This is a genomic window from Pseudomonas sp. Ant30-3 (assembly GCF_000690905.1).
Taxonomy (GTDB): domain Bacteria; phylum Pseudomonadota; class Gammaproteobacteria; order Pseudomonadales; family Pseudomonadaceae; genus Aquipseudomonas.
In genome coordinates this window covers 1-15,333 of record NZ_JMCL01000039.1, presented here as the reverse complement: position 1 = coordinate 15,333, position 15,333 = coordinate 1, and the positions used below count along the sequence as shown (strand labels likewise).

At 58.4% G+C, this 15,333-nt stretch carries 18 protein-coding genes and 4 pseudogenes; 17 read left to right on the top strand and 5 right to left on the bottom strand.

The annotated features are described in order from the left end of the window. Positions 1 to 5: 5 nt before the first annotated feature. From DU29_RS0110930 to gspM, 11 genes are read left to right on the top strand one after another with little or no spacing between them, the layout of a single operon-like run. Positions 6 to 545, top strand: coding sequence for a hypothetical protein (locus tag DU29_RS0110930; RefSeq protein WP_236645599.1), 540 nt, complete (start codon positions 6 to 8; stop codon positions 543 to 545). 8 nt (positions 546 to 553) lie between these two features. Continuing rightward, positions 554 to 2,482, top strand: coding sequence for a type II secretion system secretin GspD (gene gspD, locus DU29_RS0110925; protein WP_033050430.1), 1,929 nt, complete (start codon positions 554 to 556; stop codon positions 2,480 to 2,482). Further along, complete coding sequence (gene gspE / locus DU29_RS0110920; RefSeq protein ID WP_028621734.1) at positions 2,479 to 3,954, top strand: type II secretion system ATPase GspE; 1,476 nt, start codon at positions 2,479 to 2,481, stop codon at positions 3,952 to 3,954. The genes gspD and gspE overlap by 4 nt, the downstream gene beginning before the upstream one ends. Before the next feature lie 6 nt (positions 3,955 to 3,960). Continuing rightward, positions 3,961 to 5,169 (top strand): type II secretion system inner membrane protein GspF, encoded by a 1,209-nt coding sequence (gspF, locus tag DU29_RS0110915; RefSeq protein ID WP_028621733.1) that lies wholly within the window; start codon positions 3,961 to 3,963, stop codon positions 5,167 to 5,169. A 3-nt stretch (positions 5,170 to 5,172) separates the two neighbouring features. Then, entirely contained in the window at positions 5,173 to 5,628 is a 456-nt protein-coding gene (gene gspG, locus DU29_RS0110910; protein WP_028621732.1) for a type II secretion system major pseudopilin GspG, read from the top strand. 3 nt (positions 5,629 to 5,631) lie between these two features. After that, positions 5,632 to 6,099, top strand: a complete 468-nt coding sequence (gene gspH, locus DU29_RS0110905) for a type II secretion system minor pseudopilin GspH (RefSeq protein ID WP_028621731.1) — start codon at positions 5,632 to 5,634, stop codon at positions 6,097 to 6,099. Further along, a complete protein-coding gene (gspI, locus tag DU29_RS0110900; RefSeq protein ID WP_028621730.1) occupies positions 6,092 to 6,475 on the top strand; it encodes a type II secretion system minor pseudopilin GspI in 384 nt (127 codons plus the stop codon). Before gspH ends, gspI begins: the two co-directional genes overlap by 8 nt. Continuing rightward, positions 6,468 to 7,010, top strand: a complete 543-nt coding sequence (locus DU29_RS0110895) for a type II secretion system protein GspJ (protein ID WP_028621729.1) — start codon at positions 6,468 to 6,470, stop codon at positions 7,008 to 7,010. Before gspI ends, DU29_RS0110895 begins: the two co-directional genes overlap by 8 nt. After that, on the top strand, positions 7,007 to 7,858 hold the full coding sequence (locus tag DU29_RS0110890) for a general secretion pathway protein GspK (protein ID WP_028621728.1): 852 nt from the start codon (positions 7,007 to 7,009) through the stop codon (positions 7,856 to 7,858). The genes DU29_RS0110895 and DU29_RS0110890 overlap by 4 nt, the downstream gene beginning before the upstream one ends. After that, a complete protein-coding gene (gspL, locus tag DU29_RS0110885) occupies positions 7,855 to 8,961 on the top strand; it encodes a type II secretion system protein GspL (protein ID WP_028621727.1) in 1,107 nt (368 codons plus the stop codon). Before DU29_RS0110890 ends, gspL begins: the two co-directional genes overlap by 4 nt. Then, complete coding sequence (gene gspM, locus DU29_RS0110880; RefSeq protein WP_028621726.1) at positions 8,958 to 9,386, top strand: type II secretion system protein GspM; 429 nt, start codon at positions 8,958 to 8,960, stop codon at positions 9,384 to 9,386. The genes gspL and gspM overlap by 4 nt, the downstream gene beginning before the upstream one ends. Here gspM and DU29_RS0110875 read toward each other — a convergent pair. Further along, positions 9,379 to 10,611, bottom strand: a complete 1,233-nt coding sequence (locus DU29_RS0110875; protein WP_442961288.1) for an MFS transporter — start codon at positions 10,609 to 10,611, stop codon at positions 9,379 to 9,381. The genes gspM and DU29_RS0110875 overlap by 8 nt on opposite strands. A gap of 167 nt (positions 10,612 to 10,778) precedes the next feature. Here DU29_RS0110875 and DU29_RS0110870 point away from each other — a divergent pair, with 167 nt between their 5' ends. From DU29_RS0110870 to DU29_RS0110860, 3 genes are all read left to right on the top strand, one after another. Continuing rightward, the gene (locus DU29_RS0110870) at positions 10,779 to 11,681 is read left to right on the top strand and encodes a LysR family transcriptional regulator (protein ID WP_028621724.1); all 903 of its coding nucleotides are present in this window, start codon (positions 10,779 to 10,781) and stop codon (positions 11,679 to 11,681) included. 77 nt (positions 11,682 to 11,758) lie between these two features. Continuing rightward, the gene (locus tag DU29_RS0110865; RefSeq protein WP_028621723.1) at positions 11,759 to 12,064 is read left to right on the top strand and encodes a type II toxin-antitoxin system RelE/ParE family toxin; all 306 of its coding nucleotides are present in this window, start codon (positions 11,759 to 11,761) and stop codon (positions 12,062 to 12,064) included. Further along, positions 12,061 to 12,348 (top strand): addiction module antidote protein, encoded by a 288-nt coding sequence (locus DU29_RS0110860; RefSeq protein ID WP_028621722.1) that lies wholly within the window; start codon positions 12,061 to 12,063, stop codon positions 12,346 to 12,348. Before DU29_RS0110865 ends, DU29_RS0110860 begins: the two co-directional genes overlap by 4 nt. Before the next feature lie 192 nt (positions 12,349 to 12,540). On the opposite strand, the pseudogene DU29_RS01000000129820 reads toward DU29_RS0110860, so the two are convergent. Beyond that, a pseudogene (locus DU29_RS01000000129820) lies at positions 12,541 to 12,705 on the bottom strand (excinuclease); the annotation flags it as partial. On the opposite strand from DU29_RS01000000129820, the pseudogene DU29_RS1000000133220 reads away from it, so the two are divergent. After that, positions 12,691 to 12,920 (top strand): annotated as a pseudogene (locus tag DU29_RS1000000133220) (DUF6124 family protein). The pseudogenes DU29_RS01000000129820 and DU29_RS1000000133220 overlap by 15 nt on opposite strands. A gap of 194 nt (positions 12,921 to 13,114) precedes the next feature. On the opposite strand, the gene DU29_RS0110850 reads toward DU29_RS1000000133220, so the two are convergent. Together DU29_RS0110850 and DU29_RS0110845 are read right to left on the bottom strand one after the other, a co-directional pair. Next, positions 13,115 to 13,369 carry a hypothetical protein gene (locus tag DU29_RS0110850; protein ID WP_028621721.1) on the bottom strand — a complete coding sequence of 85 codons (255 nt, stop codon included), beginning with the start codon at positions 13,367 to 13,369 and terminating at the stop codon, positions 13,115 to 13,117. Between the two features lie 35 nt (positions 13,370 to 13,404). Continuing rightward, entirely contained in the window at positions 13,405 to 13,788 is a 384-nt protein-coding gene (locus tag DU29_RS0110845) for a DUF6124 family protein (RefSeq protein ID WP_028621720.1), read from the bottom strand. A gap of 394 nt (positions 13,789 to 14,182) precedes the next feature. Here DU29_RS0110845 and DU29_RS0110840 point away from each other — a divergent pair, with 394 nt between their 5' ends. Together DU29_RS0110840 and DU29_RS0110835 are read left to right on the top strand one after the other, a co-directional pair. Then, positions 14,183 to 14,779 carry a helix-turn-helix transcriptional regulator gene (locus DU29_RS0110840; protein WP_028621719.1) on the top strand — a complete coding sequence of 199 codons (597 nt, stop codon included), beginning with the start codon at positions 14,183 to 14,185 and terminating at the stop codon, positions 14,777 to 14,779. After that, positions 14,772 to 15,110, top strand: a pseudogene (locus DU29_RS0110835) (queuosine precursor transporter); the annotation flags it as partial. The gene DU29_RS0110840 and the pseudogene DU29_RS0110835, both read left to right, overlap by 8 nt. 30 nt (positions 15,111 to 15,140) lie before the next feature. Here DU29_RS0110835 and DU29_RS01000000129815 read toward each other — a convergent pair. Then, positions 15,141 to 15,333, bottom strand: a pseudogene (locus tag DU29_RS01000000129815) (IS30 family transposase); the annotation flags it as partial.

The following is a 15,333-nucleotide window of genomic DNA, read 5'->3' as shown; positions in this document are numbered from 1 at the left end:
TGGCTATGAAACGCATGCCTCAGGCGACTTCCGTGGTGCTGCCTCGTTTGAGCAGCGCAGGTTTGCTGATGTTGCCGATCGCTTATCTGGTGTTTTTGGCGTGGCAGGAATGGCGATTTCGCGACGAACTTGCTGTCCCGTTGCCAATTGTCTCCGCGACGGCGCCGATATTGGCGCGAGAGCCGTTGAACACCGGAGCGATCGCTTCGGTACTCGGTTTGACGACCGCACTGTCGCCGTTGCCCAGCGCCGAGCCGCTGACATTGCACGCCAGTTTCATCCACAGCAACGGCTTGTCCAAAGCGCTGTTGGCAGACGCGCAAGGTCCGCGCATGTATCAGGTCGGCGAGCGGTTGCCGGGCGGCAGCATTCTGCGTCGCGTCGAAACAAGACAGGTGGTGCTGTGGAACAAGGGACGCGAAGAAGTATTAGCGCTGCAGCCATCCAGCACGCGTTTTCTGCGTCCGTTCGAAGCGCCGAAACAACCACAAGCGCCCGCTATTTCTACACGTTTTCTACGTCCGGTTTCCGGGCAGTCAGAGTGATCAATCCCATGAACAGCTTCACCGGCGCGCAGCGGCTGCGCTCCCTGGTTTTATTCGGCATTTTTACGTTGACGAGCATCCCTGGCCTGCTGCTGGCCGAGGAACAGAAGTGGCAACTGGCGATGAACAATGCAGAGCTGCGCGACATTGTCGAAGAGTTCTCGACCATCCTGGGCACGACGGTAGTGCTCGATCCAAGGGTCAGCGGACGCATCACCGTCATGTCTCAGAAGGCTCTCGACCGCGAAGGCGTTCGACGGTTGTTTTATTCAGTACTGGACGCGCACAACTTCACGGTCATCGATGAAGGCGACCGAATCCTGATCACGCCGGTCACCGAAGCCAAAAGCCGTGCCGGTCAGGGCACCGCGCAAAATGCTACGCCGTCGCAGTTCATCACTCAGGTGATCGAGCTCGACACCAGCAGCGCTTCGGACATTGCCGGGCTGGTGCGACCACTGGTATCGGTCAACGGCTACGTCGGCCCGTCGGTTTCGGCCAATGCGCTGGTGGTGACCGACACCGCCGCCAATGTTGGTCGTATCGGCAAGGTCGTCCGTCAGCTTGATTCCGGGCAGAACAACCTGCACTCCGTGGTGCAGATGCGCCATGCTCAAGCCGCCGACGTCGCGACCATCATTGAATCCTCCCTGGGCAAACGCAACGCCGATACGACGATCCAGGTGCTCGCCGACAATCGCACCAATCGTTTGATCCTGATTGGCCCGCCGGCGGTTCGAAAACGTCTGCTCGACCTTGCCCACGGCCTTGATGCCCCCGCCACCGCGACCCTCGACAATGCCCGGGTCATTCGCCTGCGCCACAGTGATGCCAAGCAATTGGCCGAAGTGCTGGAGACCATGGGCCAGGGACGGAGAACGGCAGCGGCCATCCCTGGAGTCAAGGACAACGCGTCCAGCGCCACCTTCATGATCAAGGCCGACGAGAGTCAAAATGCGCTGGTGCTAATTGCCGAGCCTGCGCAGATTCGCACCATCGAGAACATCGTGCGTCAGTTGGATCAGCCGCGAGCCCAAGTGCTGATCCATGCCGCCATCGTCGAAATTTCCGGCGACATTGCTGAAGCCGTGGGCGTCCAGTGGGGATTGAATACCGGCAGCGCGACGGGGTTCATCAACCTCCCCGGCACCGATATTCCGATCGTTGGCGGTCTTACATTCAATGAAAAAAAATCCGCACCGGAGGGTGCCATTCTGCAACTGGGCAGCGACCGTTTTGGGGCACTAATCACTGCACTGGCCAGCAATACGCGGAGCAATTTGTTGTCCACGCCGAGCCTGTTAACGCTGGACAATCAGCAAGCGGAAATCATCGTCGGCCAGAACGTGCCGTTCAAGACGGGCTCCTACACCACCAGCAGTAACGGTGCAGAGAATCCGTTCACTACCGTCGAGCGCAAAGACGTCGGCATCAGCCTGAAAATCAAGCCGTACATCAACGAAGGTTCAACGCTCCGGCTGGAGGTCGAGCAAGAAGTTTCCGACATCGCGCCCTCGGTCTCGGGCATCGATTCTTCGGATCTGATCACCAACAAACGCGCGCTCAAAAGCACGATCCTTGCCGACGATGGCGAGATCATCGTGATCGGCGGTCTGATTCGCGACAGCGTGCGGACCCAACAGAGCGGCGTGCCGTTGCTGCGCGACATACCCTATCTGGGCGCGCTGTTTCGCTGGAGCCGCGACACGCAAACCAAGAGCAATCTGATGGTGTTCCTGCGTCCGACCATTGTGCGCAGCAGGGAAGATTTGGCGGATGTCAGCCAGCAGCGCTACAACGCGCTGCGCGACTTGAGCCAGCCCGGAGCGCAGGGCAACAACTCCTTGCTGCTGCCTGCCGAATCGCGCCACCTGTTTGACCCGGTCAGCGACGCGCCGGTGTTCGATTTGCGCAAGCAGACGCCGGTGGTCCCATGAGCGAATCGGGTGCAAGCCTTACGCAATTGCCGTTCGGTTTTGCCCGACGTTTTGGTGTGTTGCTGGAGCAAGGGGGGGCTGAGCCGATCCTCGCCATGCGAGCCGATACACCGCTGACCGCCGTGGCTGAAGCGCGCCGGGTGTGCGGCCAGGTGCCGCTCCGGATGCTCGCGGCTGGCGAATTCGCCCAGCGCCTGGCAGTCGCTTACCGCGAAGGGCAGAGCGCGGCGGAGCAAGTCGCACAAGGTCTGGACGACGAACTGGACCTGCTCAGCCTGGTCGACCAAGTGCCACAGACCGCCGATTTGCTGGAGCAGCAAGGCGATGCGCCGATCATTCGCCTTATCAACGCTTTGCTCAGCGAAGCGGTGCGCGAGCAGGCGTCGGACGTGCATTTGGAAACCTTCGAGCAGTACCTGTCGGTGCGTATGCGAATCGACGGGCAATTGCGTGAAATGTTGCGGCCACGGCGCGAACTGGCGACCTTGCTGGTGTCGCGCATCAAGGTCATGGCGCGTTTGGACATTGCCGAAAAACGTGTGCCCCAGGATGGCCGAATCGCCCTGCGACTGGCCGGGCACGAAGTCGACGTGCGGGTCTCTACACTGCCTTCTGCGCACGGTGAACGGGTCGTGCTGCGCCTCCTCGATAAACAGGCCGGGCGTCTCGAATTGCCGCGACTTGGCATGCCCGCAGACACCCTCGCTGACTTGCGCCAATTGTTGGGCAAACCTCACGGGATCCTGCTGGTCACGGGCCCGACCGGTTCCGGCAAGACCACCAGTCTGTATGCCGCGCTGAGCAGCCTGAATGATCAGACGCGCAACATTCTGACGGTCGAAGATCCCATCGAATATCACCTGCCCGGCGTCGGGCAGATGCCGGTCAATCCAAAAGTGGACATGACGTTCGCCCGTGGTTTGCGCGCCATTTTGCGTCAGGATCCGGACGTGGTGATGGTCGGCGAAATCCGTGATCGCGAAACCGCAGAAATCGCCGTTCAGGCTTCGCTGACCGGGCATCTCGTGCTCTCGACCTTGCACACCAACAGCGCGGTTGGCGCGGTCACGCGGCTGGTGGACATGGGCGTCGATCCCTATCTGCTGGCGTCATCGCTGGTGGGGGTTCTGGCCCAGCGTCTGCTACGCACCTTGTGCCCGTACTGCAAGGTTGCGTCCACGGCCGATGCCTTGCAGTGCCAGCGTCTGGGGCTGAGCGTTTCGACGTCGCCACAACTGTTCACAGCGGTGGGCTGTGAGCGTTGTCAGCACGGTTATCGCGGCCGTATCGGGATCTACGAGCTGATCGGCATCACGCCGGCAGTCTCGGCCCTCATCCATCAAGGCGCGAGCGAGCAAGCGCTGCTCGGGGAAACGCGCAAGCTCTCGCGCAGCCTGTTTCAGGACGGTCGGCAGCGGGTGCTGGACGGTGTAACCAGCCTTGACGAATTGCTGCGCGTCACTCGGGAGTAGCCGACATTGCCGACCTTCGATTACCGCGCTGACGATGCCCTCGGCCGGCGCTGCAAAGGGCGCCTGGAAGCCGACAGCCCACGCCATGCGCGACAGCTGATGCGTGAGCGCGGCCTGTGGTTGCTCGAACTGAACGAGGTCACGAGCACCGCCGGCTCAGCCGCTCAGCCTCGAGGGGCGCGCCTGAGTGCGGCCGATCTGGCGTTGCTGACGTTGCAGCTGTCGACACTGATTCAAGCGGGCTTGCCGCTGGAAGAAGCGCTGGAGGCCGTGGCAAAACAAAGTGGCAGGCGCAAGGTTGCGGGTGTGCTGTCGGCGGTCCGCAGTCGGGTGATGGAGGGCCATGCACTGTCGATGGCGCTCGGGCAGTTCCCCAAAGCGTTCCCTGAATTGTTTCGCGCCACCATTGCGGCCGGGGAGCGCTCCGGGCATTTGGGCCAGGTACTCGAACAATTGGCGGCCTACACCCAAGCCCGCCAGGCGTCGCGGCAAAAAATTCAGATGGCCCTGGTTTACCCGCTGATTCTGATGCTGGCGAGTGTGGCAATTGTCGGTTTTCTGCTCGGTTACGTGGTGCCCGACGTAGTGAAAATTTTCGTCGACAGCGGTCAGCCGTTGCCCTGGCTTACCCAGGCGCTGATCAGCCTGAGTGACGGGCTGCGCAACCACGGCCTGCTGGTCACCGGTGCTCTGGGCGCGTTGATCGGGCTGTGGCGCTGGAGTTTGCGCCAACCCGATTGGCGTCTGCGCTGGCATCGGCTCGCTTTGCAAATCCCGCTCGCCGGCGAGGTGCTGCGAGCGATGGAAGCGGCGCGCTTTGCCAGCACTTTGGCGATTCTCGGCAAGAGTGCCGTGCCGCTGGTAGATGCGCTGGAGATCGCCGCCGCCGTGATCGGAAACCTGACGATTCGCGCCCGCATGGTCGACGTCGCTCGCTCGGTTCGCGAGGGCGGCACCCTGACCCGAGGTCTGGAGCTCAGCGGCGACATCCCGCCGATGATGCTGCACATGATCGCCAGCGGCGAGCGTGCCGGAGAACTCGATCAGATGCTGGTGCGTGCTGCCGAGCAACAGGAAAACAGTCTGGCGGCGCGCATCGCGCTGGTTGTCAGTTTGTTCGAACCGGCCATGCTGGTGGTGATGGGCGGCGTCGTGCTGCTCATCGTCATGGCCATTCTTCTACCGATTCTCAGCCTCAATCAGTTGGTGAATTGATCCATGAAAGCCTTACACAACAACCCGCCTCGCGCCCAACACGGTTTTACCCTGATCGAAATAATGGTGGTCGTCGTCATCATCGGTGTGCTCGGCGCCATCGTGGTGCCGCAATTCATGAGCAGGCCCGATCAGGCCAAAGTCACCGCGGCGAGAGTGGATGTGCAGGCCATTGCCACTGCGCTGGAGATGTACCGCCTCGACAACTTCAACTACCCCTCGACGCAACAAGGGCTGGAAGCTTTGAACAAACGGCCTTCCGGCATGCCTCCTGCGCGGAACTGGAACCCTCAGGGTTATTTGAAGAGTCTGCCGGTGGACCCGTGGGGCACGCCTTATCAATACATCAACCCCGGCGTGCAGTCAGGCGATGGCAGCTACGACCTGTACTCGATGGGGTCCGACGGTGTCGTCGGCGGTGAAGGCCATGCTGCCGATATCGGCAACTGGGGCGATTGACTGATGCGGCATCGTTGTCGGGGTTTTACTTTGCTTGAATTGATGATTGTGATGGTCTTGATTGGCATCTTGATGGGCATGGTCAGCTTTGCCACCGGCCCTAATCCGGGGCTGCAAGCGCGAGAGCAAGCACAAGGACTTGCCAGCATTATTCGACAATTGCGCGAGCAGGCTGTACTCGATGGCCAGCAGTACGGATTGCGACTGAGCGTGGACGGTTATCGCGCGCTGACGCTCGATGTTCAAACCTGGACGCCGATCTCACCTTTTTATCGATGGCCGGAAAATCTGCGACTGCAACTTGAGGTGGACGGTCAGTTCGTGGACCTGGGCAGCGACGACGGCCCGCCGCACTTGCTGATGCTCAGCAGCGATGAAACCAGCGCTTTTTCGCTGACCTTTTCCAGTGCAGACACGACGTGGCTGAACCTCTCCAGTGACGGTATCGGCGAGGCAGTGATCGATGGTTGAGCGGGTTTCGCTGTCGCGCATGGGTGGGTTTACCTTGCTGGAAATCATGGTTGCCCTGGCGATCTTTTCGACGCTGGCGGCCGCAGTGCTATCTGCCAGTCAGTATGTTGTGAAGCAAACGGGTCGGGTGGAAGAGCGTCTGGTTGCCGCTTGGTTGTCGGATAACCAATTGAACGAGTTGCGCCTGCAAACCGGGGTGGCCATTGGTCAGTCGCAAAGTGTTGTGGCGATGAACCACCGCGATTGGTTGCTGCAACAGCGCGTCAGCACCACGGGTCATCAACGTCTGTTTCAGGTCGACATTGACGTCAGCCTCGCCGGTCGCCAGCAATCAGTCCATCACGCGACTGGCTGGGTACTCGCCCCTTATGAATAGACAGCGCGGCTTCACCTTGCTGGAGCTGGTGATTGCCCTGGCGATTTTCGCTGTGTTGGGGCTGGCCAGTTGGCACTTGTTCGATACCGTTGTGCGCGTGCAAAAAAACGCGGCGGCGCACGAACAGGAGTTTCGCAGCCTTCAACGCGCTGTGGCGGTGATCGAGCGCGACCTGCTGCAGGTCACCGAACAACCCATTGCGCTGACTCAGGGCGTGCTGCAATTGCAACGCAGCAACTGGCGTAACCCGCTGGATCAGCCGCGCAGTGAACGGCAAACGCTCACCTATCGACTCGATAACGGCAGCCTCTGGCGTGGGAGCCAGGCTGACAACGTTCCACTGCTGCAGCGGCAAAAGCTGCTCGACGATGTTCACTCGCTGAGCTGGCGCCTGTTCGACGCTGATGCCGGCTGGCGCAGCGAGTGGCCGGTCCAGCGCGGCTTGAAAGCACCGATGGCGGTGGAACTGCAGGTGTCGACCGGGCGCTTTGAATCGATCCGTCGCGTGTTGCTGTTGCCGGGTGCATTGCCATGAGCAGTCGCCAAAACGGCATTGCCTTGATCAGTGTCCTGCTGGTCATGAGCCTGGCGCTGCTGGTCACCGGCACCTTGCTGCGTAACCATCGCGTGGCGCTGCAAAACAGTGGGCAGCAGCTGCAGCAGCTGCATCTGCGCCAGCTCGCCAGTGCTGGTGAAACATGGGCGCTGGCGGTGTTGCAGGAGGCAGCATCGGCGGGGCAGAAAAGTGTCGACCTGACACAGGACTGGGCGCGCTCGGCACCTGATTTTTCCTTGGACGACGCGCAAATCGACGTTGCCATTGAAGACCTCGCTGGACGCTTCAATCTCAATTCGCTGTTGCTCGAGGGCAAAGTCGATCAGGTTATTCTTGGCCGCTGGACCCGTTTGTTGGCCTTGCTCGGTCTGCCGCCGCTGGAGCTCAAGCAAGTGGGGGCTGTGCGCGAGTTGAGCCAGCTGCGACATCTCCCGGGCGTCGACGGGCAATTGCTGCGAGAGCTCGAACCTTGGGTGGCGTTGCTGCCCAAAGACGCGACGTTGAACGTGAACACCGCTCCGGCGCTAGTCTTGCGAACACTCGATGGCATGGAGGCAGCAACAGCGGACGCACTGGTACGCCAGCGCTCCAGCAGTGCATGGACAAGCGTCCAGGCGTTCACTCAAGACCCTATGCTCGGCGGAGCAGCCCCACGCAGCCATGGCCTCGGCATCGGCAGCCGCTGGTTCCGGATCACCGTGAATGTGTCTCAGGGCCAGCGCTCATTGCGGCTTGCCATCGACGTCGAACGCGACCTCAAAACCCATCGTCTGAGCCTCTTGCAACGACGCTTGCTTCCTTCCCGCCCCTACGAGATGTCGCGATGAATACCTGGCTTTACCTCACCCCCCAAGGCTGCGCCGAGGCTTCGATCGAGTGGCCCTGCTGTGTGTGGTCTGGTCCCCGTCAGCGGCGGGTGTTGCCGCTGAATCAAGTCGCGAAGACGTTGCAGGGGCAAGCGGTCAGCGTCGTGTTGCCGATGGAGATGTGCAGTTGGGTTCGCATTAATCCGTGGCCGTCGCGACGCCGGCCAAGCACGCAAACCCTGGTGTTTGCGGTGGAGGATCAGCTGAGCGAGCCGCTGGATCTGTTGCATCTGAGTGCAGGCGCGCGTGACCGTGACGGCCGTTATCCGTTGATGGCGATCAATCGTGATCGACTCAGCAAGGTTCTGGCGCTGCTGGCGGAGTCCGGCATAGTGGCGCGTTCAGTGTTCGTCGATGCCGATGTCTTGCCCGTCGATCAACCGCTGGGCGTGTGGTGGTTCGGTCGGTGGTTACTGGGCGGAGCACTCGATGTGCGCATGGCCCTTTCGGAGGCAGACCTGAAGCTGCTTGGACCGGCCTTGCCCAGTGACTCGCAATGGCTCCACGAACCTCAGGCCGCGGACGCGATCGAGCAGTGGCTGACTGCACGAAGCACACGGCCAATTGATCTCTTGCAAGGCGATTTTGCTATACGCCGAAAACATTTGCCTTGGCGACCAGCTGCTTTGGCGCTGCTGATGGCGGCGCTGCTGACCTGGGCGGCCGCTGAAACGCGAATCCGTTTCCTCGCCAGCGAAACGCAACACCTCGCGAGCCGCAACGAAGCTCGCTTCAGAACGCTTTACCCGAATCAGCATCGCATCGTCGATGTCGCTACCCAACTCAAAGTGCTCCAGAACCAGCGCACAGAGCCGCAGCACACGCGCATCACCGGTCTGGTGAAACTGGTCGAGCAGGTCGTCGGCGCCAGCCACGTCGAGGTCCGGCGAATCGAATATCGGCTGGGCGATGGCTGGAAGATTCAGCTGAGCGCCAACAGCTTTGTCGAGCTCGAGCAACTGCGCGAGCGCGGGCGTCAGCAGGGCATGCCAATCAGCCTCGACAGCGCGAGCAAACAGAGCGACCGAGTGCAGGCGACCCTCACTGTGGAGGATGAAACATGAAGGCAACATGGCAAGGCATATCCCGTCGCGAGCAACGGTTGCTGCAAGCATTGGGCATTTTTTTTCTGGTGGTCATGGCCTTCAGTCTGATCTGGCAGCCTACGCGTCAGCGTCTGGCCAACGCCGAGCTTCAATATCTGCAGCAGCAACAGCTGTCAGTGCAACTGCAACGGGCGCAACCACAAGGCCAGCTGCCCGCTATCACTCAACCCCTGTCACTGCACGTCAGTGAAAGCACGACAGAGGCGGGGCTGGATATTGCTCAAATGGAAGCTGACAACGAAGGGTTGCGCCTGACCCTAAGCGGCGATGCCAGTGCTTTGCTGCAGTGGCTGGACCGCATAGAGCGCGAAGGCATTGCACTACAGTCGCTGAGTCTGGAAAAACGTGAGGCGGTGCTTGAGGCGCGGGTAGTGCTCAGGTAGTTGGGGGGCTGCCCGGCAGCAACGGCAAACGCGCCAGCTTCAGCGCAATCAGCAACGCCACCACCAGCAACGCGCCAATGAACAGGCCGATCCCGTTCCAGCCACCCAAGTGCCAGAACACGCCGCCCGCCGTCCCCGCAATACTCGACCCGGCGTAGTAACTGAACAGGTACAACGACGACGCCTGCCCTTTGGCTTTGAGGGCGCGGCGGCCGATCCAGCTGCTCGCCACCGAATGGGCGCCGAAGAAGCCGAAGGTGAAAATCAGCATGCCGATGATCACCAGCGGCAGCGGCGTGAACAGGGTCAGGGTGAGGCCGACAAGCATCAACGCGATGGTCGCCCAAAGCACGCGGCGGCGCCCGAGTCGGTCCGCCAGTGCGCCGATTTTTGCCGAGCTGTAAATGCCCGACAGATACACCACCGACAGCAGCCCGACGTAGGCCTGGTCCATGTTGTAGGGCGCAGCCAGCAGGCGATAGCCGATGTAGTTGAACAGCGTGACGAAAGCGCCCATCAGTACGAACGCTTCGAGAAACAGCAGTGGCAGGCCGGCGTCGCGAAAGTGCTGGGTGAAGCCGTCGAGCAGGCTGCGCGGGTGCAGCGAACGCGGACGGAAGTTGCGCGATTCCGGGAGGATCTTCCAGAACACCGCGGCAGCGATCAGCGCTAACCCGCCAATCACCAGCATTGCCGTGTGCCAGGTAACAAAGTCGATCAATACGCCGGTGATCAAACGTCCACTCATACCACCAATGGCGTTGCCGGCGATGTACAGGCCCATCGCCAGACCGATGTGTTGCGGATGAATTTCTTCGCTCAGGTAAGTCATGGCGACCGCGGCCAGACCACTCAGCGACAACCCGATCAAGGCTCGCATCAGCAGCACACCGTGCCAGCTCGGCATCATCGAACTGGCAAGCGTGCACACGGCCGCAGCAAACAGCGCCGCAACCATGACCGGTTTGCGTCCGACCCGGTCCGAGATCGGGCCGGTGATCAGCAGACCGAAAGCCAGCATGCCGGTCGCCACCGACAGAATCAGGCTGCTCTGCGCCGCATTGATCGAATACTCGTGGGACAGCAACGGCATCATCGGCTGCACGCAGTAAAGCAGCGCGAACGTCGCGAAACCGCCGCAGAACAGCGCCAGCACCGTGCGCATGAACATCGGCGTGCCTTTCTCGATATAGATTTCCTTGAGCTCGGCCACGGCATCGTCCAGCGCGGCGGGCGGGACTTCATGGGCGAGTGGAGCGACAGCAGTTTTCACGTCAGACCTCGGAGGGGTGCAGCCGGTCAGGCAATGGAAAAAGCATATAGCCGGCTAATGATTCAATCCAATATATTGTTCGACCTCTTTGAGAGGTTTTTCGACCTATTGGGGTTTTTATGGAATTGCGTCACCTGCGCTACTTCATCGCCGTCGCTGAAGAATTGCACTTCGGCCGCGCCGCTCAGGTGCTGGGCATCTCTCAGCCACCCCTGAGCCAGCAGATTCAAGCGCTTGAGCAGGAAGTGGGCGCGCGGTTGTTTGAGCGGACCAATCGTCGGGTCGAGTTGAGCGAGGCCGGTCGATTGTTTCTGGAAGAAGCACGGCTGGTGCTGGCGCAGGTCGACAAGGCCGCCGATGTGGCGAGGCGCGCGCAGCTGGGCGAACTGGGCGAATTGAAGATCGGCTTTACCTCTTCGGCACCCTTCAACTCGACCATTCCACAGGCGATATTCGCTTTCCGCCAACGCTTCCCAGCCGTGCACCTGCACTTGCGTGAAATGAGCAGCACCCAGGTGGCCGATGCGCTGGTCGATGAATCGATAGAAGTCGGCATCATGCGGCCGCTGGGATTGCCGGAGTCGCTCAGTGTCGTGGAATTAATGCGTGAACCCTTGGTGGCCGTGCTCAGCTCCAAGCACCCGCTGGTGGCAGAGAGTGAAGAAGGTTTATTCCTTTCGGCGCTGGCCCTCGAACCCTTCGTGTTTTTCCCGCGCAGTTACGGCAGCGGTTTGTATGCGCAATTGCTGAGCCTGGCGCGGGACGCGGGATTCAGCCCGCATTTCGCTCAGGAAGCGGGGGAGGCGATGACCATTATCGGCCTGGTCGCGGCCGGGCTTGGCGTATCGGTCCTGCCGGCGTCGTATCAGCGAATGCGCATTGACGGCGTGGTCTACCGAGCCTTGCTGGACCCTGCAGCGGTGTCGGCGGTGTGGCTGGTGCAGCGCAAGGATCAGAAATCGCCGATGGCGAGGGCGTTTGTGGAGTTGTTGACGAGCAAGGTTGAGCCGTTGGAAGGGTGACTGGCAGGTCGCGTGCCGCACATCGGGTATCAGTTTTCCCGGTTGAAGGGGTGTAGCTCATCGGCTACACTTCCGGCATGACGGAGATTTTACGAAGTACAACATTTTCCAACTGGCTGCTGAAGCTGGGAGATAGTCGCGCCAGGATGCGTATTCAGGTTCGGATCGACCGCATGGCTGAGGGTAATTTTGGCGATGTTAAGGCCATTGGCGAGTCTTTGAGTGAGGCCCGCATCGACTATGGCCCCGGCTATCGAATCTACTTCATGCAGCAGGGCCGCCAGTTAGTCATACTCCTTTGTGGTGGTGACAAAAACAGCCAAGCTCGAGATATCAAACAAGCCAGGCTGATTGCAAAGTCCTGGCAGGAGCAAAATCCATGACCGAACAATTCAATCGCTGGGATTCTGCCGAGTACCTCAAGACCGAAGAGGACATGGCCAATTATCTCGATGTTTGTATGGAAGAAGCGGGAGATGACCCAGCTTTCATTGCTAAAGCTCTCGGGACAATTGCGCGTGCTCGCGGTATGACTCAAGTCGCGCGCGATGCAGGGCTTTCTCGCGAAAGTCTTTATCGTGCACTTTCGGGTGAAGTTAATCCTGAATTCGGCACAATACTCAAAGTAATGAAGGCTTTGGGACTGAAGCTACACGCCAGTACTTGAACTCTGCGCAATGTGAAACCTAACCTAGTGAAAGGCGCCCTTTGTTGTTTCAGGGGGAGCGCAACCTGATACTGCGGACCCGACCTGTTGACGACTGCTGCGTCCGGTCGCGGCCCGAGTCGGACGCAGGCTGCGCCTGCTGCTTCAGGATGTCGTCGTTGCGGCGAGCGATAGCACTCGCACACTCAGCCTTTACTGAACCTTCGCCAGATCCCCTTTCAACGCAACGCCCGCCATGATCGCGCCGGCGTGGCATTCGTAGTTTTTGGCATCTTTGCGCTCGTTGCTTTTGTAGAAGCTGACGATGTTGGTCACGGCGTTGGCGCCGGCGTTTTTTGCAGCCTGGTGCAGGCTGACGATCCGGACGTTTCTCGCGCACCGAACGCGATCTTCCTCATCGCTCCCGATGTTGATAATCACCCCCTTCTTGAGTACGCGTGTGAATCCTTGACGTCTGCGAATGTCATGGCGAGTGACTTTGCGAGGTCCTTGAAACGATCTCAAGCAACACTTTGCTGGGAATTCAACAGTCGATCATGCTCGGGGAATTGGCGGTAAATCGCGTGGGATAATTGAACTCCCCCTGACCGTTCAGCCGCTAGAGTCCCGAAAGGGGTTAGTGAGACTCTGAGGATCCTGGGTAACCAGCCATTGCAGAGCCAAACGGGTCAAAGGCGATGACAAGCCGACCCGGTTTCTAGAGGGTGCCGAGAGGCACCCTTTGTCGTTACAGCCCATGCGCTACCGAGTGCCACTCCCAATAGCCCTATGCAGTGAGTTGCGCCTGCAATCGTCTTCCGACCACATCCAGCAAGTCGCAGCCATCGCGCAACGAGGTAACCAACACTCGTGCCAGCTCGCTGTGAATACCCTCGCCTGAGGCATAGCTCTCCAGCAGTTGGGTCGCAGTGCGGATGCGATAAGCCGCCGTGTCGTGCAGCACATCGAGCGGGGCTTCGGTATCAATAAGTAGCGACGGGATGGGGCAATCGATACCGGTGATAGGCATATATCTATCCATGATAAAAACTTCCAATGATTAAGAAAAAACGAAACTCAGGCATGACGGGTAGATGAGGTTTCACATAGCCCTTGCAGAGGGCTCTGGATGTCGAGCGCTCTATTGACCAACAATTCTCCCAGTACCGCGAACTGTTGAATTGCCAGCGCCGCATTTCTACGTGGTCCCTCCAGATCGCTGGCGAGATTAGCGCTCATGGTGTTCAGCGATGCCAAGGTTTCACAGGCATGACACAGCAGGGATTCGAGGTCGACATTAGGTACGATTGTGAAAATCTGGCTCAAGGAGTCGGTTCGGTTCAAGTTGTGCGAAGTCTCGTCCGAGCGTGGATCGATGGCTTTGGTGGGCTGCCTCAATTTGCTTATTTCATTGGGCGAGAGATCAGGTGATTCGGGCGCGGCAGGGCTGAGCTTTTTCATAAGGCATTTCCTGCAGGTATAAGTAGCTTTCGACCCCATCCGGACGACTTGGAACAACTGGCACCGATTAAGAGGACGGGGCGGTAGATTTTTTACCAGAAAAGTCAGCGTTATTAATCAAAAATATGAACATCTGTGTAATTAAATGATTCGTATTTGGTAGCTATTTTTCTGTAGGAAACAACTGTAGCTTAAGGCTGTAAGATATTTCTCGAAAGCGCGTGTGAAGTTCAGCTGTTATTGGTTTTCGCTTTTAACTTACGAAACATAATTTCACGATTGGATATAAATTTTAGTCGATATTTTTTTGTGCAAAGGTCCGAGCTGTAGGATGCTGCGCCTGACAGGACAACCGTTGTGTGCTGCGACCGGAATCACGGAAACTATAAAATTTATGCATAAGAAAGAAAAAATCGAGCATCTAAAAAGTAATATCAAATATTTGATCAAAAGCCGCGGAGAAACTCAGCTAGCGCTGTGCGCTGCTAGCGGCCTGACTCGTACCACCATCTATAACATCCTGGAGGGCAGGGTAGTAAACGTCCAGCAATCAACAATACGCAAAATTTCAAATTTTTTCGGCGTTTCATATATTGAGATAGAGACTGTAGATTTTGAAGATAAGGAATCAGTTGAAAGTAGCATTTCCGTGCTCGGGAATAAAAACCCCGCTGCTGTTCCGGTTATCAAAGAGAGTTTGCTGATTCAGAGTATGGATAAACGTATTGGTGAGTTAGCCACAACGTTTCCCTTGACATATTATTTCGGTGTTGCCAGCAACGTCATTGGCGTTCTTTTAGAGAAAGGCATTAGCGGGGTGAATGATGTCGGCGATCTATTGATCGTCAGGAAAGGGTTTTCCGCTGGTGATAAAGAGAAGCTGGCGTACGACAAGACAACAAAGAGACTATTTGTCACTTGCGCCTCTGGTTTCGAATGCGAAACGGCTTTCGTAGTGGGCGAAATAATGGAGGAGAGATTTAATGGATGACGCTGGTAACGGTAAATATAAGCTTTTGGGGTTTGAGAATGACAGGCACCTTGCCGTCGTTATGGTTATTTCTACAGGAAAGATCGTAAAGATTAAGCTCGGTGAGTTACTGGCGAGTTCGATGTTGGATGACTTGAATAAAAGAGAAATCAAGGAGGTCTACAAAAAATTTTACTCGGGTGGGGCAGCAACCACTGCTTATGAGGTCAATGACCGCCATGAAAAATCATGGATGACCTACGTAGCTCTTAATCTCATGTTGTTGATTCTATACATTTTTACGAATTTGGCCGCGACCAAGCTCGTCTATTTGGAGAAGCTGGACATAGTTGGGCGGTTGCAGGATCTGAGTGCAACACGGTTATTGAATTGAAGCGGGAGCATCATGCCGCATCACCACGGCTTCTTGCATCACTTCGCCCATCACCTCGATCGGGCATTTGAAGTCGAAGCGTTTGCGCGGTCGCATATTCAGTTGCAAAGCGATGGCGTCCAGGGCTTCCTGACTATGCACCGACAAGTCCGTGCCCTTGGGCAGGTACTGGCGGATCAGT

Bases quoted from the DNA above. Each gene is read 5' to 3' on its own strand.
- DU29_RS0110930 (WP_236645599.1), top strand. From the start codon at position 6: ATGAAACGCATGCCTCAGGCGACTTCCGTGGTGCTGCCTCGTTTGAGC.
- gspD (WP_033050430.1), top strand. From the start codon at position 554: ATGAACAGCTTCACCGGCGCGCAGCGGCTGCGCTCCCTGGTTTTATTC.
- gspE (WP_028621734.1), top strand. From the start codon at position 2,479: ATGAGCGAATCGGGTGCAAGCCTTACGCAATTGCCGTTCGGTTTTGCC.
- gspG (WP_028621732.1), top strand. From the start codon at position 5,173: ATGAAAGCCTTACACAACAACCCGCCTCGCGCCCAACACGGTTTTACC.
- gspH (WP_028621731.1), top strand. From the start codon at position 5,632: ATGCGGCATCGTTGTCGGGGTTTTACTTTGCTTGAATTGATGATTGTG.
- gspI (WP_028621730.1), top strand. From the start codon at position 6,092: ATGGTTGAGCGGGTTTCGCTGTCGCGCATGGGTGGGTTTACCTTGCTG.
- DU29_RS0110895 (WP_028621729.1), top strand. From the start codon at position 6,468: ATGAATAGACAGCGCGGCTTCACCTTGCTGGAGCTGGTGATTGCCCTG.
- DU29_RS0110890 (WP_028621728.1), top strand. From the start codon at position 7,007: ATGAGCAGTCGCCAAAACGGCATTGCCTTGATCAGTGTCCTGCTGGTC.
- gspL (WP_028621727.1), top strand. From the start codon at position 7,855: ATGAATACCTGGCTTTACCTCACCCCCCAAGGCTGCGCCGAGGCTTCG.
- gspM (WP_028621726.1), top strand. From the start codon at position 8,958: ATGAAGGCAACATGGCAAGGCATATCCCGTCGCGAGCAACGGTTGCTG.
- DU29_RS0110870 (WP_028621724.1), top strand. From the start codon at position 10,779: ATGGAATTGCGTCACCTGCGCTACTTCATCGCCGTCGCTGAAGAATTG.
- DU29_RS0110865 (WP_028621723.1), top strand. From the start codon at position 11,759: ATGACGGAGATTTTACGAAGTACAACATTTTCCAACTGGCTGCTGAAG.
- DU29_RS0110860 (WP_028621722.1), top strand. From the start codon at position 12,061: ATGACCGAACAATTCAATCGCTGGGATTCTGCCGAGTACCTCAAGACC.
- DU29_RS0110850 (WP_028621721.1), bottom strand. From the start codon at position 13,369: ATGGATAGATATATGCCTATCACCGGTATCGATTGCCCCATCCCGTCG.
- DU29_RS0110845 (WP_028621720.1), bottom strand. From the start codon at position 13,788: ATGAAAAAGCTCAGCCCTGCCGCGCCCGAATCACCTGATCTCTCGCCC.
- DU29_RS0110840 (WP_028621719.1), top strand. From the start codon at position 14,183: ATGCATAAGAAAGAAAAAATCGAGCATCTAAAAAGTAATATCAAATAT.